This window comes from Peribacillus sp. NPDC096540 (assembly GCF_050278525.1).
Lineage (GTDB): Bacteria > Bacillota > Bacilli > Bacillales > DSM-1321 > Peribacillus.
Genome location: NZ_JBNNTG010000004.1, coordinates 148436 through 173749, shown reverse-complemented (window position 1 = coordinate 173749; position 25314 = coordinate 148436). Strand labels below are relative to the sequence as shown.

23 protein-coding genes, 1 riboswitch and 1 other annotated feature are annotated in these 25314 nt (G+C 37.6%); of the genes, 6 read left to right on the top strand and 17 right to left on the bottom strand.

The window, feature by feature from the left end; genetic code table 11:
* Positions 1-41: 41 nt before the first annotated feature.
* The 5 genes from ACQKMR_RS06195 to hmpA all read right to left on the bottom strand — a co-directional run bounded on the left by ACQKMR_RS06195 (position 42) and on the right by hmpA (position 7158).
* Positions 42-1973, bottom strand: a complete 1932-nt coding sequence (locus ACQKMR_RS06195) for a sigma 54-interacting transcriptional regulator (protein WP_427696502.1) — start codon at positions 1971-1973, stop codon at positions 42-44.
* Positions 1974-2718: 745 nt separating this feature from the next.
* A complete protein-coding gene (locus ACQKMR_RS06190; protein WP_427696501.1) occupies positions 2719-3156 on the bottom strand; it encodes a general stress protein in 438 nt (145 codons plus the stop codon).
* Positions 3157-3234: 78 nt separating this feature from the next.
* Positions 3235-4482, bottom strand: a complete 1248-nt coding sequence (locus ACQKMR_RS06185) for a glutamate-5-semialdehyde dehydrogenase (protein WP_427696500.1) — start codon at positions 4480-4482, stop codon at positions 3235-3237.
* 42 nt (positions 4483-4524) lie between these two features.
* The gene (gene proB, locus ACQKMR_RS06180; RefSeq protein WP_427696499.1) at positions 4525-5613 is read right to left on the bottom strand and encodes a glutamate 5-kinase; all 1089 of its coding nucleotides are present in this window, start codon (positions 5611-5613) and stop codon (positions 4525-4527) included.
* A gap of 57 nt (positions 5614-5670) precedes the next feature.
* Positions 5671-5886, bottom strand: a binding site (T-box leader).
* A gap of 63 nt (positions 5887-5949) precedes the next feature.
* Positions 5950-7158: an NO-inducible flavohemoprotein gene (hmpA, locus tag ACQKMR_RS06175; RefSeq protein WP_427696498.1), complete on the bottom strand. Its 1209-nt coding sequence runs from the start codon at positions 7156-7158 to the stop codon at positions 5950-5952.
* A 170-nt stretch (positions 7159-7328) separates the two neighbouring features.
* Here hmpA and ACQKMR_RS06170 point away from each other — a divergent pair, with 170 nt between their 5' ends.
* Entirely contained in the window at positions 7329-7790 is a 462-nt protein-coding gene (locus tag ACQKMR_RS06170; protein WP_056524915.1) for an Rrf2 family transcriptional regulator, read from the top strand.
* Positions 7791-8548: 758 nt separating this feature from the next.
* Here ACQKMR_RS06170 and ACQKMR_RS06165 read toward each other — a convergent pair.
* Together ACQKMR_RS06165 and ACQKMR_RS06160 are read right to left on the bottom strand one after the other, a co-directional pair.
* Positions 8549-8734: a zinc-finger domain-containing protein gene (locus ACQKMR_RS06165; RefSeq protein ID WP_427696497.1), complete on the bottom strand. Its 186-nt coding sequence runs from the start codon at positions 8732-8734 to the stop codon at positions 8549-8551.
* 5 nt (positions 8735-8739) lie between these two features.
* Positions 8740-9411 carry a reverse transcriptase-like protein gene (locus tag ACQKMR_RS06160; RefSeq protein WP_427696496.1) on the bottom strand — a complete coding sequence of 224 codons (672 nt, stop codon included), beginning with the start codon at positions 9409-9411 and terminating at the stop codon, positions 8740-8742.
* A gap of 261 nt (positions 9412-9672) precedes the next feature.
* On the opposite strand from ACQKMR_RS06160, the gene ACQKMR_RS06155 reads away from it, so the two are divergent.
* Both ACQKMR_RS06155 and ACQKMR_RS06150 read left to right on the top strand, forming a co-directional pair.
* Entirely contained in the window at positions 9673-10086 is a 414-nt protein-coding gene (locus ACQKMR_RS06155) for a reverse transcriptase-like protein (protein WP_427696495.1), read from the top strand.
* Positions 10070-10981, top strand: a complete 912-nt coding sequence (locus ACQKMR_RS06150) for a DMT family transporter (RefSeq protein ID WP_427696494.1) — start codon at positions 10070-10072, stop codon at positions 10979-10981. Before ACQKMR_RS06155 ends, ACQKMR_RS06150 begins: the two co-directional genes overlap by 17 nt.
* Before the next feature lie 46 nt (positions 10982-11027).
* Here the strand turns inward: ACQKMR_RS06150 and ACQKMR_RS06145 are convergent, their stop codons facing one another.
* The 10 genes from ACQKMR_RS06145 to ACQKMR_RS06100 all read right to left on the bottom strand — a co-directional run bounded on the left by ACQKMR_RS06145 (position 11028) and on the right by ACQKMR_RS06100 (position 22372).
* Positions 11028-11309: a DUF6123 family protein gene (locus tag ACQKMR_RS06145; protein ID WP_427696493.1), complete on the bottom strand. Its 282-nt coding sequence runs from the start codon at positions 11307-11309 to the stop codon at positions 11028-11030.
* 122 nt (positions 11310-11431) lie between these two features.
* A complete protein-coding gene (locus tag ACQKMR_RS06140; RefSeq protein WP_427696591.1) occupies positions 11432-12307 on the bottom strand; it encodes a 5'-3' exonuclease in 876 nt (291 codons plus the stop codon).
* An 86-nt stretch (positions 12308-12393) separates the two neighbouring features.
* Entirely contained in the window at positions 12394-13221 is an 828-nt protein-coding gene (locus ACQKMR_RS06135) for a sulfurtransferase (protein ID WP_427696492.1), read from the bottom strand.
* 12 nt (positions 13222-13233) lie between these two features.
* On the bottom strand, positions 13234-13992 hold the full coding sequence (locus tag ACQKMR_RS06130) for a nucleotidyltransferase domain-containing protein (protein ID WP_427696491.1): 759 nt from the start codon (positions 13990-13992) through the stop codon (positions 13234-13236).
* Between the two features lie 18 nt (positions 13993-14010).
* Positions 14011-17721: a dynamin family protein gene (locus tag ACQKMR_RS06125; RefSeq protein ID WP_427696490.1), complete on the bottom strand. Its 3711-nt coding sequence runs from the start codon at positions 17719-17721 to the stop codon at positions 14011-14013.
* Positions 17722-17929: 208 nt separating this feature from the next.
* Positions 17930-18088, bottom strand: coding sequence for a hypothetical protein (locus ACQKMR_RS06120; protein WP_427696489.1), 159 nt, complete (start codon positions 18086-18088; stop codon positions 17930-17932).
* 142 nt (positions 18089-18230) lie between these two features.
* Entirely contained in the window at positions 18231-18761 is a 531-nt protein-coding gene (locus ACQKMR_RS06115) for an isoprenylcysteine carboxyl methyltransferase family protein (protein ID WP_427696488.1), read from the bottom strand.
* Complete coding sequence (locus tag ACQKMR_RS06110) at positions 18761-19849, bottom strand: type III polyketide synthase (RefSeq protein WP_427696487.1); 1089 nt, start codon at positions 19847-19849, stop codon at positions 18761-18763. The genes ACQKMR_RS06115 and ACQKMR_RS06110 overlap by 1 nt, the downstream gene beginning before the upstream one ends.
* Before the next feature lie 617 nt (positions 19850-20466).
* A complete protein-coding gene (locus ACQKMR_RS06105; protein ID WP_427696486.1) occupies positions 20467-21780 on the bottom strand; it encodes a nucleobase:cation symporter-2 family protein in 1314 nt (437 codons plus the stop codon).
* Positions 21773-22372: a xanthine phosphoribosyltransferase gene (locus tag ACQKMR_RS06100; protein WP_427696485.1), complete on the bottom strand. Its 600-nt coding sequence runs from the start codon at positions 22370-22372 to the stop codon at positions 21773-21775. Before ACQKMR_RS06100 ends, ACQKMR_RS06105 begins: the two co-directional genes overlap by 8 nt.
* A gap of 162 nt (positions 22373-22534) precedes the next feature.
* Positions 22535-22636: riboswitch (purine riboswitch) on the bottom strand.
* A 375-nt stretch (positions 22637-23011) separates the two neighbouring features.
* Here ACQKMR_RS06100 and ACQKMR_RS06095 point away from each other — a divergent pair.
* The 3 genes from ACQKMR_RS06095 to ACQKMR_RS06085 are packed head-to-tail and all read left to right on the top strand — an operon-like array spanning position 23012 to position 25306.
* The gene (locus ACQKMR_RS06095; protein WP_427696484.1) at positions 23012-23158 is read left to right on the top strand and encodes a cytochrome c oxidase subunit 2A; all 147 of its coding nucleotides are present in this window, start codon (positions 23012-23014) and stop codon (positions 23156-23158) included.
* Between the two features lie 16 nt (positions 23159-23174).
* Positions 23175-23654: a cytochrome c oxidase subunit II gene (locus ACQKMR_RS06090; protein WP_427696483.1), complete on the top strand. Its 480-nt coding sequence runs from the start codon at positions 23175-23177 to the stop codon at positions 23652-23654.
* Positions 23651-25306, top strand: coding sequence for a b(o/a)3-type cytochrome-c oxidase subunit 1 (locus ACQKMR_RS06085; protein WP_427696482.1), 1656 nt, complete (start codon positions 23651-23653; stop codon positions 25304-25306). Before ACQKMR_RS06090 ends, ACQKMR_RS06085 begins: the two co-directional genes overlap by 4 nt.
* Positions 25307-25314 lie beyond the last annotated feature (8 nt).

Genomic DNA, 25314 nt, shown 5'->3' with positions numbered 1-25314 from the left:
AACAAATTGTTTCAAAATGAATTAAATAGTTTCATTACGTTTCAATTTGTTTCAACATTCAAGTTTTTCATCTTTCTCCATAAAGTCGTGCGACTCATCCCTAACTCAGAGGCAGCTTTTCCTTTATTAAAGTTAACCTTTTTTAACGTTTGAACAATTCTTTCACGTTCGGATAAATGTATTCCAGGTGACATATCCCTTTCTTCCTCTTGATTCGATATTATTTTCTTTTTACTATTATTCGGAAAATATATTTCGATATCGTACACATCAATTAACTTGTCTTTATAAAGAACGCTTAATCGCTCACAAAAATTTTGCAATTGGCGAATATTCCCTTCCCAATTCTCTTCACTCAGCTTTTTCTTGGCAGCATCCGTAATCTTAATTTGTTTTTGATTCGAATGTCCTTTCTGAATAAAAGCATTCACCAATAACGGAATATCTTCTCTGCGTTCCCGAAGTGGAGGCAATAAAAGGTCCAGTACACTCAAGCGATAATACAGATCCTCCCGAAAGTCATTACTTTTGACCATTTGCATGAGGTCTTTGTTCGTTGCCGACACAATTCTCACATCAACCGGAATTACCTTATCATCACCGATGCGTATGATTTCCCGCTCTTGCAGGACACGAAGCAGTCGGCTCTGCATTTGTGGGGAGATTTCTCCTATTTCATCTAAAAAGATCGTACCTCTATGTGCCAATTCAAAAAATCCTTGCTTTCCGCCTTTCATAGCCCCTGTGAAAGCTCCTTCTGCATATCCAAATAGCTCACTTTCCAATAAATTTTCGGGAAGCGCAGCACAATTAATGGCTACAAACGGGTTATTTTTCCGGTTGCTATGATTATGTATGCTTTGGGCGAATATTTCCTTGCCCGTTCCGGTTTCTCCAATTATAAGAATGTTTGAATCTACTTCACTATAGCGTTTAGCTGTTTCAATCGTCCTCCTAATTTCGGAACTCCGATACAATATATCATCAAATGTGTACTTAGCCACATGTCCGCGTAAATGAATCTTCCTAGCGAACTTCCCTTCCATCTCCTGAATGCGTGTAACATCTTGAAAGGCAACCATATCCCCCACTTTTTTACCTTTTAAAAATATCCCAACTTTTTTTACGGATAATTGAATAGATTGGTAAGCAACTATATCTTTTTCGTATTCATCGTCACTTAACAGCATATTACGAAATTTTCCGTGCTTTATTATATCGTATATAGAATCTCCAATTAAGCTCTTCTTGGAAATGGATAATATCTCCTGAGCAGCCGTATTAAATACAGATATTTGTCCTTTTAAATCAACAGCAATAACTCCTTCATAGGCATAATTAAGAATCGTTTGGTAACGCTTGGTCTTCTCCTGTTCCCTTCTACTGACAAGAGCTACTCTTTTCGCCTCAATCAACGCCTGCCGAAATGATTCCCTTCCAGTGTCAACTAAAATGGCTCCCAATCCTATCTCTTCAGCATATTCACAGGTACTTAAACCACTAAGTATCACCTCACAGCCATCACTGGCAGCTAAATCTACTAAACTCGCTGATGACTCGATATCATTTAATATATAGGACTGAATTGGCAAATCAACGATATCCGAAAGGTTTTCCACGCCATAAATCATATTTAGTGCTCCTATAACTGCCACTTTTTTACTGCCAAAACGTGCCTTACAATCATATAGACAACGAATAAGATCAATACCTTGTACAGGTATATCAACGATAGGAATAAATTCATTGCTTTCTTTTAAAAGTTTCGTGATTAAACCCCTTGAGATGACTACATCAGCATCAAGCTTCAACTTCATTATCTGATCAGCATCTACAACTACCTCCTCTAACACAAACTTCACTGAACCATTATCTTTATTTTCCGACTCTTCCAATTGGTTGAATTCCTCAAATCTTTCAAAAGCATCAGTAATATACCCTTTTCGAGGAACAACGAGTTTAATTTTTATCAAAACACCAACCTCCAACTTAAAATCATTTTGGTTTATTAGATATTATAACTTAGCAACCTCTTATTAAAGCCCTAGTCTAACTCGGACTTGATATATCGAGATAGCTATGAATGCCAAGAAAAATTTTCGTTCAAAATCGCAATAGGAAAGTAATGGCTTGCCATCCTAAGTACCAATTGACACTTTCTTTAAAAGTAATCGTCCGCAAATTATTTAGAAATTGGATTCATTTTTAAAAATCACTTTTGAAAAATAAAAAACCCTGTTATCGTGGGTTTTTTCATCAATAAACAGTCTTTTCACTTTTAATTCTAATCTCTAGTATTTCAATTGGTGTTGACCATCATCAAATACATTAGTCACCTTCTTAAAGGGTAATAGGTGTCTCATTCAAAACATCTCATTAATACTTTTTAAAGTCTGAACTAAAAATGTGTGATCCCCCTTTGCTGTCATTAAACCAATTTCCTAGGACATTTCATTTAATACCTATTTTTTTTCAAAATTTTCATTCCTTTCACCTAATAGGACTATATTCCTTATATTCTTCATACAAATGTGAAATTCCTTTTGATATTAAAGTTACTAACAATAAAATTAATCTACAAACAGAATAACCCCGTTCAAGAAATCCTGAACGGGGTTTTCAATGAACACAACCTGTTTCATATTGAGCATTTGTGCACAGGGAGCTCAGTTGTCCATCAGCGTAAATCTGTTCAATTCAAGGAGGTTTACTTACGACTTACTTAAAATGATCTGCAATGACGAGGATTTTCCCAGCTTTGATATCCTCAACATACTGATCAATTTCTGCTTCATTTAGACCAATATCCAATAATGGCTTTTTCAATCCTCCGGCACCTGAGGCTGCCCCAGCTGCCGCTCCTCCAAATGTGGTGAAAATAGGACCTGCAGCCAATATTGGGCCAATTCCAGGTACAGCCAATGCACTCATCCCAATAACTAAACCAGTTAAACCAAGAGCGCCACCTGCGGCTGCACCTGCTACGAATCCATCAGTCTTTGCAGGACTCACTTCCTCGGCTTCATTTGGTAATTTATCAATATTTTTTGCGACTACAGATATTTGATCGGATGAAAAACCTTTTTTCTTTAAATTTTCAACTGCTAAGGTTGCTGCATTTTCATTATCATAAATTGCTATAAATCTATTGTTCATGGTATCTTCTCCTTTAAAAGTAATGTACTATTCAATACCCTTAAGTGAGTTTTGATAACCATCAATTATTAAATGGAATTACTCTCGGATTTGTCCCTCGCCATAAATAAAATATTTGCTTGAAGTTAAAGCCGGCAAGCCCATTGGTCCACGCGCATGAAGCTTTTGTGTAGAAATGCCGATTTCAGCGCCATAACCGAATTCAAAGCCGTCGGTAAAACGTGTGGAAGCATTATGATAAACTGCTGCTGCATCTACTTTATTCAAGAAGACAGCCGCATTTTGTTCATCTTTTGTAAGGATTGCTTCGGAATGATTAGTACCGTATCGATTAATATGTTCAATAGCATCTGAAACACAACTGACGGTTTTCACGCTGATTTTCAATGCTAAATACTCTGTTGACCAATCTTCTTCCGTGGCAGTTTTCGCTTCAGGAAAAGCGTTACAAACCGCTGCATCACCGTACACTTCAATGCCATTTTCGTTCAGGACTGTCAAAAGACTCTTCCCATTTTCCTTAAACCATTTATCATGAATAAGCAGGCTTTCAATTGCGTTACATACGGAAGGACGCTGTGTTTTACCGTTTAAGACAATATTCTCCACCATGGTGAAATCTGCCGTCTCATCGATGAAGATATGACAATTACCTGCCCCAGTTTCAAGGACAGGGACGGTGGACTCCCTAATTACTGTTTCAATTAAATTCTTTCCTCCGCGCGGGATCAAAACATCTAAATAATCTTTAAGGTGAAAAAGTTCCTTAGCTGTTTCACGGCTTGTATCTTCAATTAATTGAACAGCATCTACTGGAATCTTCGTATTCTTCAATGCTTTGTGAATTGAAGTAACTAGTGCCATATTGGAATACTTTGCTGAAGAGCTTCCCCGTAATATGACCGCATTCCCTGTTTTTAAAGATAATGTAGCTGCATCGATAGTCACATTTGGCCTTGCTTCATAAATCATTCCAATAACACCGATTGGGACACGTAATTTTTTTATTAATAAACCGTTTTCTTTTTCTATCATTTCCAATTTTTCACCTATTGGATCTTTTAAATCAATCAAAAGCCGTATCGCTGCGGCAATGTCATCAATACGTTTAGGGTTTAACATAATTCGGTCTAACGTAGACTCACTAAAACCTTTTAGCCGGCCTTGTTCGAGATCCTTTTGGTTTTCTATTAACAAACTTTCTCTATCAATAACTAGTTGCTTAGCGATTTTCTCAAGCGCCTCATTTTTCTGTTCAGTAGACAGCCCGATTAGCTGATAACTTGCTATTTTCGCTGCCTTTCCTTTCGCAATCACTTCACTCATAATATAAGCCCCCTTTACTTCTTCGATTAAATTGATTTACAACTATGCTTTCACCCATTTATCACGATGAATTACTTCAATTGAAGTTAGTACAAGCTCCGTTGTTCGTTTGCCCATCGCCTGTTTTAACTCCGCTTCGGAATATAGAACCTCTCCACGTCCTAATAATCCGTTTTCCCCGAAGACCTCGACGACATCTCCCTTATTGAAAACTCCTTTAATATCATAAATCCCCGCCGGTAATAGGCTGCTTCCATTTGAAACTAGCGCCTTTTCGGCACCTGCATCGACATAGATTTTCCCGGATACTTTTGAATGAAGGGAAATCCACTGTTTGTTTTTTGTAACAGTTGTTAAGACATCATTGCCAATATACGTGCCATCACCATTTCCTGAAAGTATTGTAAGAAGTTTTTCACTTCCCTCTCCTGAACCGATAAATACTTTGACTCCAAGAGACAGTGCTGTTTGCGCTGCAATCAGCTTAGATTTCATTCCCCCGGTACCAACACTCGAACCCGCTCCTTCAGCCATTTGTAAAAACTCTTCGGTAACTTCGGAAAGCTTATCAAATCTGTTAGCCTCTGGATTTGTCTGAGGATTAGAATCATAGAGCCCATTAATATCAGTTAAAATAATCAGGTTGTTGGCATGGACAAGACCGCTTACAAGAGCAGATAGCATATCATTATCACCGAAAGTCAACTCTTCTACCGATACGGTGTCGTTTTCATTTATTATCGGGAGAATGCCCCGCTCAAGCAATTCCATTAATGTGGCATAGGCATTTTTATACCGATCTTTTTTTGAAAAATCTTTTCTTGTAAGTAAAATTTGTGCTGGAACAATTCCAAAGTGCCCCAATTGTTCCATATAAGACTGGATCAACAGGCTTTGCCCGACGGCTGCAGCTGCCTGTTTTCCTTTTAAAGTAACAGGTCTTGAAGGATATCCGAGCTTACGAAAACCGGTTGCTACCGCCCCTGATGAAACAAGAACAACTTCATGTCCAGCCTTCCTTAAGGCTGCCACTGCCTGGATATGATCGGAAAATTTATTTTGGTCGATTTCTCCTTGTGTGTTGGTTAAAGAACTACTTCCTATCTTTACAACGATGCGCTTCTTTTCCATCGATTTTTTCCTCCAATTAATATCTTAGACATGAAAAAAAGCCCTTTTCGTCCTCGAAACAAGGACGAAAAGGGCTGCTCTCCGTGGTACCACCTTCATTGAATGCAAATTTATGCATCCCACTTTGCCTGATAACGCCAGGATTTGCGCCTATGTTTCGCATAGGACTCAAGAAGCAGGTTCTGCGCTTTTCTGTCGCGGGTCTTCCAGCAATTAACACCGCTCTCTGTCACAGTAAATTCTCGCATACTAATCTTCCTTCAACGTTCATGGTTTTAATATAGTATGCAAAATTATTTTCTTGATGTCAACACCATTCCAAGCCTTTATGAAATCTTAAAGCTCTATAGCTGGGCCGAAGAACTCATAGTGGATTTTTTCTGGATTAACCCCCAACTCTTTCAGACAAGTAATAATGGCTTTCATGAACGGAACCGGACCACATACATAATAATCAGCTTCAGGTTTTACATGACCGCTTAATAGTTCCGCATCCATATAACCTTGCTTCTCAAAATTCGGTAAGTTCTTATCCTCTTCGTTCGGATTTTTATAAACAAAAGATAATTGATAATTAGTTAATTTTCGAGAGAGTTCTGTCAACTCACTTCTAAACGGCTGCAATGCACCATTTTCAGAGGCATGAATAAATTGTACATCACGATCAGGGCTTTGATTAGCAACAGCATGTACCATGCTCATGAAAGGAGTTATTCCAACGCCGCCGCTAAGAAATACTAGAGGTGTTTGTTTTTCCATGTCGATAGTGAAATCTCCAGCAGGAGCGGTTACGTCTATCATGTCTCCCACCTGAATAACTTCATGCAGATAGTTTGAGACTCTACCATCTGGGGAGATTCCCGGCTTTTCTTTTTTAACAGAAATCCGGAAGTAATCTTTTCCAGGTGCAGCTGATAAACTATACTGACGGTTGAATAAGTAACGTTCACCCTGTATCTCCATACGTATAGTCACATATTGTCCTGGTAAATATGATGGAACCGCATCACCATTTACTGGCTTTAAATAAAAGGAAGTAATTACATCGCTTTCTTGTACTTTTTCCACTACAGTGAATGGTTTGAAATCAGACCATCCTCCGTCCTGATTGGAAGCTTGATCGTACATTTCCTTTTCGATGCTAATAAATACACCGGCAATGACTCCATAGGCTTCTCCCCATGCATGGATGATTTCCTCGGTAGCCGCTTCTTTTAATACTTCTTTAATTGCTCCTAATAAGTATTCTCCTACAATAGGGTAATGTTCCGGTTTAACAGCAAGACTTCTGTGTTTTTGTGCTATTTGTTTCACAGCTGGTAAAATCGTTTCAAGTTGATCTATATATTTAGCTGCGGCTAATACGGTGTTAGCAAGTGCATTTTGTTGGCGTCCTTTTTTCTGATTGGCGTGATTGAAAATATTCAATAGTTCAGGATACGCTTCGAAAAGATTTTCATAAAATACAGTTGTAATAGTTGTACCATGTACTTCTAAAACAGGTACAGTGGATTTGATGATGTCAATAGTTTTTTGGGATAGCATGTGTAAACCCCTTTTCTCAAACAAGTATTTTAAATACATGTTTATCTTAGAACGTAATGACTAGAAAAGCAATATATAAAATACATCTTTTTATACTACTCGTCTTAATGTTTAAAAAATGTTCACATTTATGATATAGTCAAATAGGGATAGAATGTGAGGCGATAAACATGAGGTTAACGAGTTATTCTGATTACTCACTAAGAGTGTTGATTTACCTGGCTTCCCAAGATCAAAGCAAATTGTCAAATATTAAAGAGATTTCTGAGGTTTATCAACTATCAAAAAATCATCTTATGAAGATTGTTTATAATCTCGGTAAATTAGGCTATATTGAGACGATACGAGGACGAAATGGCGGTTTCCGGCTCGCAAAACCTCCTGCTGAAATAAATGTAGGGGAATTAGTTCGGAAAACTGAAGAGGATTTTTATTTAGTGGAATGCTTTAAAGAACATGATAACTGTGTGATTTCTCCCGTTTGTTCATTAAAATTCGTACTTAATAATGCCTTAGATGCTTTTCTACAGGTCCTTGACCAATATACTATTGCTGACTTCAGCGAAAATAAAGCAATGCTCAAAGCCTATTTCGATTCGGTAAAGCATAGTGAGAAAGAGCCCGATTTATAATAATCGGGCTCTTTCCTCATTTACCTATAATCCGTTCGATCTGCAATTCTTTTTCTAAATGTAAATCTATGATACCTGAATTAGTTTTCATTAAAACTTTAAGATGGTCTTAAGGATTTATCATGATAATTGTTCCGATTTTTTGATTAGTAAGCATGACTTCTTTTCCAACTAAGGTACTCATCAATTGGTTAATGAATACTAGCAACATTTTTGGATTGAATTTCCCAAAACATAGCGGTTCATTTGCTCAATCACCTTATAAACTGGCATAGCCTGATAATAAACAAGATCTGCTGACATAGTATGAAATACATCAGCTATTGCCATTACCTTTCAAAGATAGTAAACATTAAAGGGATAGCCCCTTGCCCATCTTCCCTTTCATCGTGCTGAAGAGCCGTTAAAGCTATCGAAGGGGGAATACTCGGGATACTTTTAAGGACTCATATCCATAAATTGTATGGCGTTTTATTATACTCTGTCGCAGTCAGTTTCCCCGGTTTTTCTAATAATCTCTCACGAATTCTCGTTTTAGCTACGTCATGCAGAATACCTGCCAATGCCAGATCTGAAAGACTTTCCTTCGATAAGCCAAGTTTTGCTCCTAAATAAGTGCCAATGATTTTACACCAATATTATCCTTATAAATTCGCTTTCTTTCCCTTTATTCATTTTTTCGATTATGAAATCAATTTCAGGAATTGTAAGAGGGGGAATCCCGTTATGTTTGAGAAAATGAAAGCTATATCCTTTGCCTAAGAATGGTCGTTAAGTTCATTGCCGAGCTGTTTTAATTTCTCCCCAACGGTACACTGAGAAATGCAGAATTGGTGAGCATATGAACGTCCATATTCCTTTCGAAAATGTTTTTGTAAAAAACATTCATGGCAAAATGAGGTAAGTACGTCTTCTACTTCTTCATATATTTTTTTCCTGTTCATTTTTGTTACGACTCCTTTGACTCAGCAATTTCCGATTTGCTATATATGACTTCTCCTTGAAGAGCAAGTGTTGCCAGACGATCGGCTTCCTGGTTATCTTTCCGTGAAATTGGCTTATAGACCGGGATAATCTTTAATTTTTCTAGCTTCGCTTCTATACGGTCGAGCCATTTATTTAAGTTTTCCTCCATACAGGGCCATTCTCCAGAAAGTTGGTTTAATACAACTAGTGAATCCCCTTTAAATAAACAGCTTTGGTGGTGAACTCCAAGTTCTTCCATCTGTCTCACTGCTTCATAAAAAGCAGCATACTCTGCTTCATTATTGGATTCAAGTTGCTCAAGCATTAGGTTAGTACGGATACGCCAGTGCTTTTTCCCTTGACGATAATATATAGCAGCACCAATTCCGGCTACTTTTTGCTCTTTTTGAAAACCACCATCAAAAAACACCGTCACATCCTGAGGTTCCTCCTCTACCTCTGTTAAGAGTTTCTTTAACTCTTTTTTTGTCCAAGTTGTATCGAATTCATCCTTGAATTCTACTTCCTTCAAACGTCCTGCCTTTTCAAGATCTTCTGTAATGACTAAGGCAGTACCAGCATCCAGCCAATCGGAAACAAAATCAGCAGTTGGTCTTTTTGAAGCATGATATGTCCATTGCATAATTACCTTCAATGATTTCCAGCTCCTTGTCATCTATCCCATGATAAAATTTGTCAATTATCATACCTATTTTTCGTAATACCATTTATAATATAATTTAAACAATCAAATATTCTTTTAATTATTTCTTTATAGTTCCCATAACAGCCTGAAATTCTCTTATTGAATTAGAATCTTTTTAATTTCATGATTCGCATCTTTCAATCTTTAATTATTATATGAAACAATTACTAATCATAGCATATGAACAGTGTAAACTCGAGGAGGAACAACATGATTGAAGTGTATATTGATGGAGCCAGTGCGGGCAATCCGGGGCCGAGCGGCGCAGGAATTTTCATTAATAATAACGGTGTAGTCGAGCGTCATTCCATCCCACTTGGAAATATGGAAAATCATGAGGCGGAATACCATGCTTTAATCAAGGCATTGGAGATATGTATAACCAGTCATTATCAAGTCGTTTCTTTTCGGACTGATTCCCAGGCCATCAACCAGGCCATTGAAAAAAGGTTTGCTAAAAAAAAATACGCCACCCTTCTTGATCAAGCACTTAAGCTTTCAGAACAACTTGAGTTATTTTTTGTGAAATGGATTCCAAATCTGGAAAATAAGAGAGCGGATGAGTTAGCACGACGGGCCATTCGTTTAAACAAGGTTGAGGAAAATCATGAAAAAGACAGCTGATATTTCATTATTATTTGTTGTATTCATTTGGGGTGTCACATTTGTTATGGTGCAGAATGCCCTTTCATTTCTTGAACCTTTCACATTTAATGCTATCCGGTTTTTTATGGCCTTTGTTTTCTTGTTTATACCTTACTTATTAACCTTACATAGAAGAGGAAAAACCTGGAACAAGAAATTGATAATTGCAGGACTTCATATCGGGGTATGGCTTTTCTTGGGTTATGGCTTTCAAACAATAGGCTTGAATTATACTACCCCTGCCAAAACTGGCTTCATAACAGGCTTAAGTGTTGTCATGGTACCCGTTTTTTCTTTGTTGCTATTAAAACTGAGGCTATCACGTAATACTGTATTGGGTGTCGTTGCCGCAACGATTGGGCTTTATTTAATGACTTTCGCCGACCGCTCGAACTTGAATATTGGTGATTTTCTAGTATTTTTATGTGCGATCAGTTTTGCCATGCAGATCATTACGACTGCTAGGTATGCTAAAACCCTTCCTGCCTTACCGTTAACTCTGATTCAAATTTTCACGGTTTCTTTTTTATCCTTAAGTTCAGCCATATTATTTAATGAAGATTATTCTGTAATCTTTAAGTCGGAAGTCATGTTACAACCAGAGGTCTGGACCGCATTATTGGTTACGGCTGCTCTTGCAACGGCATTTGCCTTTTTCGCACAAACCTTCTTCCAGGCTTATACGACACCTACAAGGGTCGCATTAATCTTTTCAATGGAACCGGTTTTTGCGGCGTTTTCCTCATTCATATTGATTGGCGAAAAATTGACTTCTGCTTCAATCATCGGCTGCGTATTCATTTTCCTTGGCATGATTCTCGCTGAGTTGCCATCGAAGAAAAAGAAATCGATAGCAACTCAAGATTTTTCTTAAAAGACTTAATAAAAATAAATCGGACTTCTAAATTACGAAGTCCGATTTATTTTAGCAGTCCCTGCTTTTTTGCAAATGATACCGCTGCACTGCGAGTTTCAATGCCATTTTGTTTTAAGTTTTCTAAAAAGGAAATATAAAAGCTACCATCAAAATTCTTTTGAACTTTCAACGTCAATTCGATTGCTGCATTGACTAAAATATCACTGGCGTTTGTATAGCGTTTGCCAAAATAAATAAAACCAATAGCATCATTCCCAAAAGTGAATCCCTTTCCTTCTAAAAAACTCACATACTCTTCAGTTGATTTCCCCACTTCTGCATCCACTCCATAATACTTGCCTTAATTTCATCTTACCGTAAATATAAGATTTTGCCTATCCATTTTTCGACAAAATACTTCCTATAAAAATAAACGGAGCTCCCAATGGGAACTCCGCTTCATTTATTTTACAGCATTCGCAGTAAAGTCCTAAATTCATGGTCTCTAGCCAGGCTTTTCACTTTTTCACGGTCATACTGATACACCGCTTCATCTAAGGAGCATGAAACCGGTACGTCACACTTGATTTCGGCGAGTTGTCTCGATAGGTGAAGCATATCGACAGCCGATTCAATCTTAGTTCGCTGCCCTTTGGTTAATGACGCAACATTTTCAAGAATACCTTCTATATTTTGATACTGAACCAACAATTTCAAAGCTGTCTTTTCCCCAATTCCTTTGACGCCGGGATAGTTATCAGCTGTATCTCCCATTAAAGCTTTTAAATCAATCATTTGTCTTGGTGTAATCCCTTTCCATTCAAAAAAACTATCGGGATTATGCACTTCATAATTACCATACCCTTTTTTCAATAAAAGTACGGAAATGTTTTCTTCAATTAACTGAAGCATATCTTGATCGCCTGTCAATATGCCTACTCGGCTATGTTCGGCAGATGCTTTTGCTATTGTCCCAATACAATCATCAGCTTCATATCCGGAAAGACCGATGTTCGGGATATCAAAGGCTTCAACCGCTTTTTTCGCTAAATCGAATTGAGGAATCATTTCAACTGGCGCTTCTGAACGATTAGCCTTGTATCCATCAAATAGTTCATTGCGGAAAGTTTTGCTTCCCATATCCCAACATACTGCTATATGACTAGGAGAAAAATGATTCACCGCTGTAAGCATATGCTTTAAGAAACCTTGTACGGCATTTGTCGGAATGCCTTTTGAGTTAACCATAAATTGACCTGTAACGGCTGTTGCATAAAAAGCTCTAAATAAAAGCGCCATCCCGTCGACAAGCATAAAGGAAGGATGCTGTTCGTTTTCTTTCATTAACACATTTATCACCTCTATCATGATGTATATCTATTTTAACATAGCTGTCCACCTTTTTGAGGATCGTTAATTGGAAAACCTAATTATTCAATAGGATTATCAGGATAGGAAATCCAGTCACTAAAACTACCGACATATACCTTCACATCTTTAAAACCAGCTTCTTTTAAGGCTAAATAATTGGGAGAAGCCGTCACACCTGAACCACAGTAAACGATAATCTCCTTATCTCGGCTAATGTCTGTGAAACTTAACTGAAGTTCTTCCAATTTTTTATAATATCCATTATCAAGAACCATTGTCCACACCTTGTTGATTGCCCCAGGTATATGTCCCGCTTTTTTATCAATCGGCTCTTCAATCCCTAGGAACCGTTTAGACTCCCTTGAATCAATTAAAACAACATCATTAGGCCTTTTTACTGTATATTCCTTCACTTTTTGATAAGAAGCCAAAACAGATTCATTTAAATCTATACTATATTCGGCCGAAGCATATTTCGACTGATTCGTTTCGAGCGGGTAGCCCGCATCCTTCCATGCCCTAAAGCCGCCGTTAAGTACAAACACTTTCTGATGACCAAGATAACTCAGCAGCCAGACAAACCTCGAAGCAAAGGAACCTTCCCCACCGTCATAAGCAATAAGTACTGTATCATTTGTAATACCATTTGATTCAAGCCTCTCTTTTAATGTATTAAGGTCAGGAAGCGGATGTCTTCCACCATGTTTTTCAACCTGTCCGGATAAGTCTTTTTCAAGATCAAAATAGACAGCACCGGTAATATGTTCTTTCTCGTATTCAATATAACCCACATCAGGGGCTCCTAACTGAAAACGACAGTCACAAATTCTAATATCTCTAGAATTCAACATCGACAACAGCTCTTCTTTTTCCATTATAAAACCCATCTACACATCTCCCTATTTCAAAATGGACCAAATTAATTGATTAAGATCCTCTTCCATGTGCTCCCCCATAGGAAGCTTAGTTATTTCATTCTTTATGGAAGGCAATTTCCCTTCCAAAAACGCAAGACTTTTTATACCTTCATGTTTTGAAAATTCTTCTTTTTGTTTTGCTGTAAATATTCGCGTCATTCTGCTTTTCATTTCTTTTTCAATTAATACAGAATCGAGTAATTCCCAAACGCTTAAAGGTGGCAGAGCTTCTAACTGGATTAAATATTGCAGTACTAAATAGGAACGATAAACTTGCACCCATGTTTTCAGCACTTTTTTTTCGGACCCACTTGTTTTTGTCAATTGCTGAAGATTGCCTGTCATCATCCGGAAGTAATGATGTCCTAGAGCCTTTTTGGAATAGCATTCTTCTATTAACCCCTTCATCTCCCGATAATAAACCGGTTGAGCAATCAGGTGGATGGGCGACTGAAATAATTCAAATAGAGCGGGGTTGCTCTTTAACGTAAGCCTTGATGTTTTAAATAAATCCCAGCCTTCAACATCACTAGAGCCTTCATTCAATTGAATCACTTCATCGGGTTGACTAAGTGAGAGATAGGACCGCCTATCATTATGAACATATATAAACCTGACATCAATATCTGATTTGGCTGATGATAAACCAAAAGAATGGCTGCCAGTTACAGCAGCCATTAATATTGTGATATTCTTTTTCTTTTCTAGGTTTCTCAAAATTGAAATAAGGTTTTCTTTCATAAACGAACCTCGTTTCTATTACAAATGCATTTTTTCCAATTCTATTACAGCCTTTTCATAATACGGTAAATCAACCTTTTCTTCTAAGGCTGCACGTAAGCCTGCGAAAATATCCGATATTTCCGTTTTATATTCTTTTTGAATGGAAAGTAACTCTTGATCAAGAATTTCCGTATACATTTCGAATATTCGCCCACCTTGCTCTTTTACATATATAAGGGCAGGTTCATCCAAACGCTGCTGAAGTCCCTCGCTCATTTTCACTTTCTCATTTTTTTCAAAGAAAGCCTTTGGATTTTTAAACAGTGCCAATTCTTTTTTGAATTCACTCGTGTCTAATTGGACAAAAGCACCCGAAAATTCAAGGGAATCCCTCTCATTTGGTTCATATGGCTGTAACGAAAGAGTTTTTCTTACTTTCTGTATCTGCTGAAGCAATCCGACTTGTTTCTCATTCAATAATTTATTGACGAACATTTCAGTCCGTAACGCCGTAGCACGCATTTCCTGTGCAAGGTCAAAGCCTAGCGCTTCTAATAAATTCATTAATGCTTGTTTAAGGACCAGCTTCAAATCCTGCCCATCGTCTTTAATTACAGCCGGATTGAAAGATTCCTTGAAGAAATCATTAAACCGGAAAAAGACGCGTTGTTTACTATAGAAAGTCAATTCATCAATCTCTTTTTTCAAACGTTGCTTTTCGGCGTCCCCTTTAATGACTTCCAGAAGACCAGAAATAGACTGCGCCTCAAGAGCTAGAGTGTCGAGCGCTTTTTGTTTCGCTTTTTCATCCTGCTTGGACGCTGTAATTACATCTCGAAGCAGTTCTTCTGTTCTTTTTACTGCTGCATGCGCTGATTCAATTGCCAGTCCTGTTAAGTCGTTCTCGATGAAAGAATCAAATTGTAATTGGAATTCCGAAATTCCACTATTAGGAAGGAAAGAGTGCATAAATGAACCTGGAATTTGTTTTTCTGTCAATGCTCCCTTACTTGTAAGCGGGAACAGCTTTGGAAAACGGATTCCGAATCCATTTAATTGATCTTTCACATAATCCATAACTTCGTCCAGTTCGTCAGTAGTTTGAGCAAGATCGACCGCATTGACAATAAAGAACATCTTATCCATAGCAAAGGAATCTTTCACTCGTCCAAGTTGGATTAGGAACTCCCGATCTGCCCGAGAGAATGGGTGATTATAATAGGTCACAAAAAGAATCGCATCAGAATTCTTAATATATTCGAAAGCAGCACCAGTATGCCGAGCATTTATTGAATCTGCTCCAGGAGTGTCAACAAGCACCATTCCCTGCTTTGTCATTTCACAGTCATAACGCAATTCAATCAAATCAACGAGACACGATTTGGACTCTTCGGCAGCAAAACGTTTAAACCCTTCAAGATCCACTGTGATGACCTTTCCTAAATCACTTTTGTGAGGAGGCAATCCTTGATAAAAAGCCCTCAGGAAAGATAGATGCGTTTTCCCTTTATCCACTTCCCCTGCTGTTTCAATGATCTGTCCGGCAAGTTGATGAGCCTCATCGAGTGAATTTGCTTTCTTACCAAAAGCAACTAAAGCTAAGGTTACGTCTTCTAGTAGCATAGCTTCGGTTTTTAATTTAACTGTTGCCGTACCATGTGGATGCTCAGGGTCAGATGACATGATTTTGTTAATGGCTGCAGTAGTAGGATTTGGCGAAACAGGAAGAACGCTTTCTCCCATTAACGCATTTGCAAATGAAGATTTGCCTGCACTGAATGCACCGAATAGTGCAACCGTGAAAGTTTGCTTTTCTAGTCGGTTTGCCTTATCTGTTAATTCTTTATAAAGTGATTGAAAACCTTTCAAAGGTTGAATTAGTTTGGCTGCCTGCTGTAAATTCGATGCAGTCTCTATTAACTTTTCCTTCCCACGTAAATCTATAGTATTAGATAAAGGAACGCCTACAGTTGATTCTGCTGCCTTAGTTTCGATTTCAAGATCCGCCGCATGTAGTTCGTTAGCCTGCTTAGCCCTATTGTCATCATCCGTATTCATAATTTTGACTGTAATATTTTTTTCTTCTTCATCCCATTCAGTCAAAAGTGTCTCGACATAACGCTCATCCATTAGCGATACCGTTTGATTAGCAATACCCTCTAATTGTTCTGTTTGAGACTCGATTTCTGCATTCATCGCTGCGGTAACTTTGAGGGCTTCCGCAAATTCAGCAAAACCTTCAAGTTCATTATCGATGGATATCGTCTGTTGCTCCACTATACCCTGCATGGCAGCAATCATGCTGTGCAAAAATTCTTCAGCTTCATCACGTGCCTTTTTTTTGATAGCAGAGGCCAAATCATTTGTATAGTTTAAAACGTATTCACCTGTAATATTGACTTGGGGCTTTAAAGAATTTTTTATGTAAGCTTCTGTCACCCCGATGTGCAGGGCCTGAGCCTTACTTTCAAGTGTTGAATCATGGACTTCAGCTTCAGTAAGGGTTTTTACCGCTAACTCTTTAAGATGCCATTCAAGCTGGGTTTTGACCTTCTCTTGTAAATCTGCCAAGAATACGTTAAGACGTTCCTCGCGTTCGGCCTCCGTTTTTTTCTTGGCAAATAAAAGCCCCATTTTAAAATCGGGCTGTGCTGATTCCAAGAATGATTTACCTAGGTCCCGTGTAGCCGCCGGCATGATGTAAGCACTTTTCAAAATGGTTTCTAAATCTTCAGCAAATTGCACTTTCACATTCTCTAAACGTTCTGTTAATGATTTTTTTTCCTTTATAAGGCTGTCCACTTTATTTGTTAGGTCGATTCGCTCTTCATATGGAAGTTCTGATAAAACTTCAAATTCACTGGCATGATCCTCTTCGTACTGTTCCTTCAGCCAAATAAGGTGTCTTTCGATTAGGGCCTTTGCCGATTGCATTATGGCATCTTTCCCATCATTTTGACCTTTCTCTGCCATTTCATATATAAATTGACGAACGGTTTCGATTTCATTCTCGCTATTGTTCAAGTCTCTGACTGATGTATAAAATATTCCATCAGGGTATACATTCCAGTTTGCAAATGCTTCAGAAACGGATAATTTAAAATCTTGGAAGCTGAGCTCATTTTCATCATGTTTATCAATCATATTGATAATTAAATATGTTGGTTTTTCCGCTTCTAACAATTCTTTAGTAAAAAGAAAATTCACTTCTGATTGTACATGATTATAATCCATAACATAGAAGACAACATCAGCAAGATGCAAGGCCGATTCAGTAGAAACTCTATGTGCATCATCTGTCGAATCAATCCCTGGAGTATCCATGATTGCACATGACTCTGGCAGTGAAAACTGATTGGAGCTTATTGTTATTGCCGATACTGAATCACCATCTTTAGCAAATTTCTTTACCTCTTTAAAATCATAAGGTGCGGGAAATACGACCGGTGCCTGATGATGATAAAAGACTTTGGCATAGTCCTCCCCTTTTTGAACCTTAACCGTATTGGCACTCGTTGGAATCGGACTTGAAGGCAATACTTGATCATCTAGGAAGAAGTTGATCATGCTTGATTTCCCCGCTGAAAAATGCCCGCAAAAAGCAATGATAAATTCCTCATTTTTTACTTTCAGGATTAGCTGTTTCAGTTTATCAGCATTGCTTGTATCTCCTGCTGATTGAAATTTCTCATACATGGCAGTCAAAATCCCCAATTTAGACTGTTGCTTTAATGTTTCTTGAATCATGAATCCATACCCCTTAATCTATCGTCATTTTTAATAATCTTATTGTAAACGATTTCGATTGTTATTCATACCGAAAGCTTTTAGTTTTACTATATGAATTCTTACCAAACGTGTTCAGAAAGCAAAAAAATCCACCGATTGGTGGGTTCCACTTTGTTTTTTTACATCTTCGTAATTACTGTCTGATTGCATAAAAAAACCAGGTAATTTACCTGGTTGTAGGAGATGGGTTATATGTAGCTCGGTTTTCCATTGTTGACTCCGTATAAGATTTTACTGCCTTTGCCGGTTTTTGAATATTACTTAATACATGTTTCATCACAAAACTATATGTAGCGATTGTCAATAAAATGAATAACCAGACCATTACGAACACCATCCTCTTTTATATTGGGTTGCTTTTAAGTTTCTAAAATATTTATCAGTAAGAGATTGAGAATAATTTTCATCTTCAATTAGAATCTTATCACGAACGATAATCATTTTCAATAAGAAAAATGAAACTTTTATTATTTTTGCTTAAAAACCGTAGAATATTCTGTGTGTGTCTTTAAAGCCTTCTCTTCCAAGGGGATTCTCACCGCCATCATCCAAGCGTTCAACAAACTAAAAATTATAGCTGTATAAAAAGCATTGAATAATAAGGAAATGACGATAATCTCAGTTGCTACAATAAGATAGTTAGGATGTTTAAAATATTTATAAGGGCCTTTAACTACAACTTCGGCATTTGGCACAACAATGATTTTCGTATTCCAATGTTTTCCTAGTGAACTGATTACCCAAACCCTTCCTGACTGAGCAATGAGAAAAAGAGTCAGCCAGATTGGCCAAAGCGTAGCGATTTTCCTTTCATAGACCATTACCTCGATAGTGAGTACAATAAAAAAACTCAGGTGCATCAGAACCATCCACCGATAATGTGCCTCGCCGAACTCAACAGCCCCCTTCATTTTCAACTGCTTTTCATTTTGTTTTGCAATATATAATTCAACAAGACGCTGAATAGCAATCAGCAAAATAAAAATGCTGAAAATCATCATTCCCACCTCATTAACACTAGTTCTGAGGAAAACCCTGGCCCCAATGCAGCAGCCAAGCCATGTTCGCCTAAATTCCCGCCACGCATCATGAATTTTTCTAGTACATACAAAATCGTAGCTGAAGACATATTTCCGAACTCCCTCAATATACCCATTGACTCTGCTGTCATGCTTTCATTGAATCCCAGAGCTTCGTGATAGGCATCGATTACTTTTTTTCCGCCTGGATGCGCTATAAAATCTTTCACATCCCCCAGTATCAATCCATTCTCCACTAAAAAAGCTTCCACGTTAGGTTTAAGCCAATCCTTGATAATGGTTGGAATATCTTTCGAAAAGACCACGTACAACCCTTGATCTTTAACATCCCACCCCATTACATCCAACGAATTCGGCATAAGCGTGGATTGGGAATTTAAAAATTTTAAATGCTGCTCTTTTTTCGAGAACTGTTCAGCTGACACTTCATCACCACAAATTAAAACGCAGCTAATTCCATCAGAAAATAAGGAAGTTCCAATTAAATTGCTCTTAGAAATATCGTTTCTTTGAAAGGTTAAGCTACACAATTCCACACTTAATACTATGACTTTTGCTTTCGGATATGCTTTACAATATTCAAAAGCACGCGATAGCCCACTCGCTCCCCCCGCACACCCTAGCCCCCATATTGGAATTCTTTTTGTATGTGGGTTAAAAGGAAGTTCATTCATTATTCTTGCATCAATGGTAGGAGTAGCCATCCCTGTACTTGAAATATAAAAGAAAGCATCAAGCTCACTTGGCTGCAGCTTATCTTTTAAAAATTCAGTGTTAGCTAAACATTTTTCAATTGCTTCTTTACCAAACTCGACTGCTTGTTTAATATATATATCATTCCTTTCCGCGAACGTATGTTCCTCCTTGAACCAATCAAGATCATTTGAAAAATAACGATTTTCGACTTGGCCATTTTTAAATGCCCTCAATAATCGTTCAATATTCTTAAAAGAGGAACCAAAGATTTCCCTGGAAAATTCCATGATCTTTTCCTGTGAAAGTAAATAAGGAAGTTTTATATGAGATGCGGATAATACATATGGCATGAACCCACCCCTTAATATACATGATATGGTTAATATACCCACAAAAAACCATTTAATGCTTTAACGATAAATAGTGATATATATATGTTTTTTAAATATTTGGGTTTTTCCTTTTTATAAAGCAGGTAAAAAACCCATATACTGAATGGGAACCGTAAGATTATAATATCTTGATGATTGAAATGTAGTTTTTAAATCATAAAACCCCCCTTACCTTTACAAACGGTAAGGGGGGCCTTCATTCTTCCTTCTTTATTGAGGATTGGTTTTGTACTTGTATAATGATATTTTGAAATTCCTCTTTTCCACACACTCGGCATCTACATTCCTGATTTAATATAGTTCGACAATGAATACAATATTTCTTTTCCATCTCTATCACTTACTTTCCTGTATAGATACTATCAATATATTCAAAAAGTGAAGAGAGTTTCCTTTTATCTGTTAAATCTTTTTTTTATTAAAAAAATTAGAATTCTTTGGAGGGCTTTCTTTCTAATCCGGTATTGTTTTAATAACTAATCAGAATAAAAAAATACTGCTTCAAACGCAAAAATATCTGTGCGTTTGAGGCAGTTTACTTTAAGGTATAAATCTATCAGCTTTTTCGAAACTATTTAGGCTACTTTCCGTCCTTCGATACGTGCTTCCTTCACTTTCCCGTTTGCAGGGAAGATGTTGAAAACAATATTCAAGAAAATAGCTGTCAAACTTCCTGCCACAATTCCGTTATCCGTTAAAATTTGGATACTTTCTGGAATTTGAGCGAATAGCTCAGGAACAACCGTTACTCCAAGTCCCATTCCTACTGAACAGGCGATAATCAATAAATTTTCTTGGGAAGCAAAGTCTACTTTGCTTAACATTTTAATTCCTGCTGCAATAACCATTCCGAACATGGCTACCATCGCTCCGCCTAAAACAGATGAAGGAATAATGGTTGTGAACGCGCCAATCTTAGGAACAAATCCGATCAAAATAAGCATGCCAGCTGCTGTATATATGACATTTCTTGTCTTAATACCGGACAATTGAATAAGACCGACATTTTGTGAAAATGCCGTATAAGGAAATGCATTAAACAACCCGCCCAACATGATTGCAATCCCCTCAGAACGATATCCACGTGCTAGGTCATCTTCTGAAATCTCTTTATCTGTAATTTCCCCTAATGCGTAATAAACACCTGTTGATTCCACTAAGCTAACTATTGCCACCAATGTCATAGTAATAATAGCTGTTATGTTAAAAGTCGGAGTTCCAAAGTAGAAAAAATGAGGTAAATGCAACCAAGAAGCACTTGCTACTGAACTGAAATCCACTTTACCTAAGAAGAAAGCCACGAATGTTCCAACTAGTAACCCTAATAAAATAGAAATGGAACGAACAAATCCCGTTGAGAATTTATACATGAAAATGATAAATAGCAACGTTCCAAAACCAAGACCCACATTATTCAAGGCACCGAAATCAGCAGCACCTTGGCCGCCCCCCAGATTGTTAATCGCAACTGGAATGAGTGTGATTCCTATAATCATAACTACTGATCCTGTAACAACAGGTGGGAAAAATCTTGCCAATTTACCAAAAAATTTACTAATTATAACCACAATCAATCCTGAGACCAAAATGGCTCCATAAATGGTAGTGACTCCATATTGTGTACCAACCGCAATCATCGGGCTAACTGCTGTGAATGTGCACCCAAGAACGACTGGGAGCCCAATTCCAAAGAATTTATTTTTCCACACTTGTAATAAGGTTGCTATTCCGCACATTAAAATATCAATCGATACTAAATAAGTTAACTGCGCTGCGTTTAACCCCAACGCCCCACCGACTATCAAGGGAACAACAATCGCACCTGCATACATCGCAAGTACATGTTGTAATCCTAAAGAAGCAACTTTTATTGGTGATTGTTTAGACATTTACTGTTGCCCCTTCCTGTTCATCAGCGAATGTTATCTCTCCGAATTTCAATTTTGCGATTCGAGCTAGAGATTCTACTTGGAAGCCTTGTTCTCTAAGATCCTTCCCACCACTTTGGAAAGCTTTTTCAATTACTATTCCAATTCCAGCCACTTCTGCTCCAACCTGCTCACAAATATCCGCTAGACCTCGGGCTGCTTGACCAACTGCAAGAAAGTCATCGATGATCAATACCTTATCACCTGCTTCAATATATTTATTGGACACCGTGATTGTATTCGTTTCTTGTTTGGTAAAGGAATGAACAGAAGCTGTCACTAAACCTTCAGTCAAAGTAAGTGATTTACGTTTACGTGCAAAAATTAGTGGAACTTCCAATTCTAAGGCCGCCATAAGCCCGGGTCCAATTCCTGAAGATTCAATCGTCAGTACTTTCGTTATTTCCTTATGTTCAAAACGTTTCACAAATTCCTTACCGATTTCTTTCATCAGGATAGGATCCATTTGGTGGTTTAAGAATGAATCTACTTTTAAAATATCTTCTGATAAAGCTTGACCCTCGGACAAGATTTTTTCCTTTAAAAGTTGCATGAAGGTTCCTCCCAATCTTGGATGTATATTTAACCCATTGTCATGCAAATGCTTCCCGACAAATAAAAAACCCAAGAAACATTGCAGCACTTTTTTTAGAGTGAGGCAATATTTCCCGGGCATAAATGAAAAAGGAATCAACAAAACCCTTTCATTGTGCAACAAGATCTATTACTCACCCATAGTCGAATTATTTACGGTAATTCGGTAGAAACTTGCAGGCCATATCCCTGCTATTATACGAGTGAAACTTTATATTTTTGTAATATATGAATTATAACAACGCTTGCTCTATTTGAAAAGGTATTTTCAACAAAAAAACCGAACTTTCACTTAAAATAATAAATGATCATTCGCATTTTTAGAAAATTTAGAAATTAATCAATTGTTTCATAGGATATTTCCCTATCGTCTACGTGTGAAAATATCCAGACTGTATAATCTTCACAATTATTTCACAACTTGGTACACATCAAATGCAAGTTTTTATACTCACTTCAACTTTACACTATATCGAACTTATAAAAGTAACGATTGAACAATTTGTGAATAGAGAAAAGATGGATACTATTTTACTGTTACTTTTGTATGATGAACATGTACTCATGTCTTTTTTGAAATTAGAAAGGAGTGAAAACGATGGCCGCACCTAAACTTGAGAACAAATTACAAATAAAAGAGACTTCTAATTTAAAAGGTACACTTGCTTCTGTTTTAATACTAGGAATTATTCTAATTATTGTATGGGTCAGTATCTATTTTATTTTTGTAAATCGTTTAGGTTAATTGAGGAGGCGAAATAATGCACATGCACAAGTTTGAAAAGATTTGGTTGATTTTCGGTACAGTTGCCCTGCTAGTTTTCTTGACAGTGCTCGGGGTTAGTGCTTTCTATCTAGGGAATCAACCTCCCAGCTGTTTAGTTACAATTGATCCTGAAAAAGTGGAGGTCACTGCTCCATTTAATGCCCCTGGCTTACATGAAGTAACAGGAAAAGATTGGGACTATGAATTAGTGTTTGTAGCTTCTGCCTTTTCGTATAGTCCTGTAAAAGTGGAGATCCCTAAAGGTTCAACTGTCAAAGTTATCGCAACATCTAAAGATGTTATCCATGGCTTTGAGATAGCTGGGACTAACGTTAATATGATGCTTGAACCTGGATTCGTCAGTGAATATACCACTAGATTTAATAATGAAGGAGAAAAATTGATTATTTGCAATGAATATTGCGGAGTTGGTCACCACATGATGAGCTCCCGTATCGAGGTGGTTTCAAAATGATAACAACTGCTGAAAATAAAAAAGTTCACCCACTGGATGCAAAACTATCCATGGCTCATTTCTATGTAGCCATTATTGCTTTAGCACTTGGAGGATTTGCAGGATTACTTCAAACTTTGGTTCGCTCAGGCAGAATGGAATTACCTGCCGGTATAACGTATTATCAATTACTTACGGTTCACGGAGTTTTACTTGCTCTGGTGTTAACAACTTTCTTTATCATAGGATTCCAGCTATCAGCAGTTAGTAAAACAATCGGTCCATTGTCCACCCCTTCCAGAATTGCAGGCTGGATTGGTTTTTGGACAATGACACTCGGCACTGTTATGGCCGCTGTTATGGTTTTATTAAATGAAGCATCTGTCCTTTATACTTTTTATGCACCTCTTCAAGCTCATCCTATTTTCTATGGTGGCTTAACACTTGTGATCGTTGGCAGCTGGATTAGTAGTGGAGCCCTTATAGCGGCATACTGCAAGTGGAAGAAAAACAATCGAGGCCAAGCAAGCCCATTATTAAGTTTTATGGCTGTTGTAAATACTCTACTGTGGATTGTTGCTACTATCGGAGTGGCAGCTACCGTGTTATTTCAAATTCTCCCATGGTCTTTAGGTTGGGTGGATTCTATTAACGTTTTAGCAAGCCGAACTTTATTTTGGTATTTTGGACATCCGCTCGTTTATTTTTGGTTGCTACCAGCCTATATGTGCTGGTATGTAGTGATTCCTAAAGTCATTGGCGGGAAAATTTTTTCAGATTCATTGGCTCGAATGTCTTTTATTCTTTTCCTGCTTTTCTCTATCCCTGTTGGACTTCATCACCAATTGCTAGAACCCGGTATCGATCCCGTCTGGAAGTTTTTACAAGTAATTTTAACCTTCTTAGTCGTTGTTCCATCTTTAATGACTGCCTTTTCTTTATTCGGATCTTTTGAACAATACGGACGTTCACAGGGTGCCAAAGGGCTATTCGGTTGGTTTAAGATGCTACCTTGGGGAGATGCCCGTTTTACCGTACCTTTTATCGGAATGGCGGCTTTCATACCAGCAGGTGCCGGAGGATTAGTCAATGCCTCAAACCAATTAAACCAGGTTGTCCATAATACTATATGGGTTACAGGACATTTTCATTTAACATTGGCGACTTCCGTAATCCTAACATTCTTTGGGATTTCGTATTGGCTTGTTCCCCATTTAACTGGACGCACCTTAACAAAAAAATTAAATAAATTAGCGATTATTCAAGGGGTCTTTTGGGCAATTGGGATGTCCTTTATGTCTGGGGCCATGCATATCGCTGGACTGCTGGGAGCACCTCGCCGCTCTTCGTACTCCACTTATGGAGATTCCACACAGGCACTTGATTGGATTCCTTATCAAATTGCACAAGCTGTAGGTGGAACTATACTCTTTATCGGGATTATTTTATATCTCATTATTTTTATACAGTTGGCCTTCTTTGCTCCAAAAGGCAACGAAGAGTTCCCTGTTGGTGAAGTTTCTGATAAAGCCGAAAAAACGCCACTCGTTTTTGAAAATTGGAAACTATGGCTTGGAATAACGGCAGCACTCATTCTCTTTGCGTATACAATTCCGTTTATTGATATTCTTCAAAATGCACCACCGGGATCAAAAGGATTTAAATTATGGTGATCCTACAC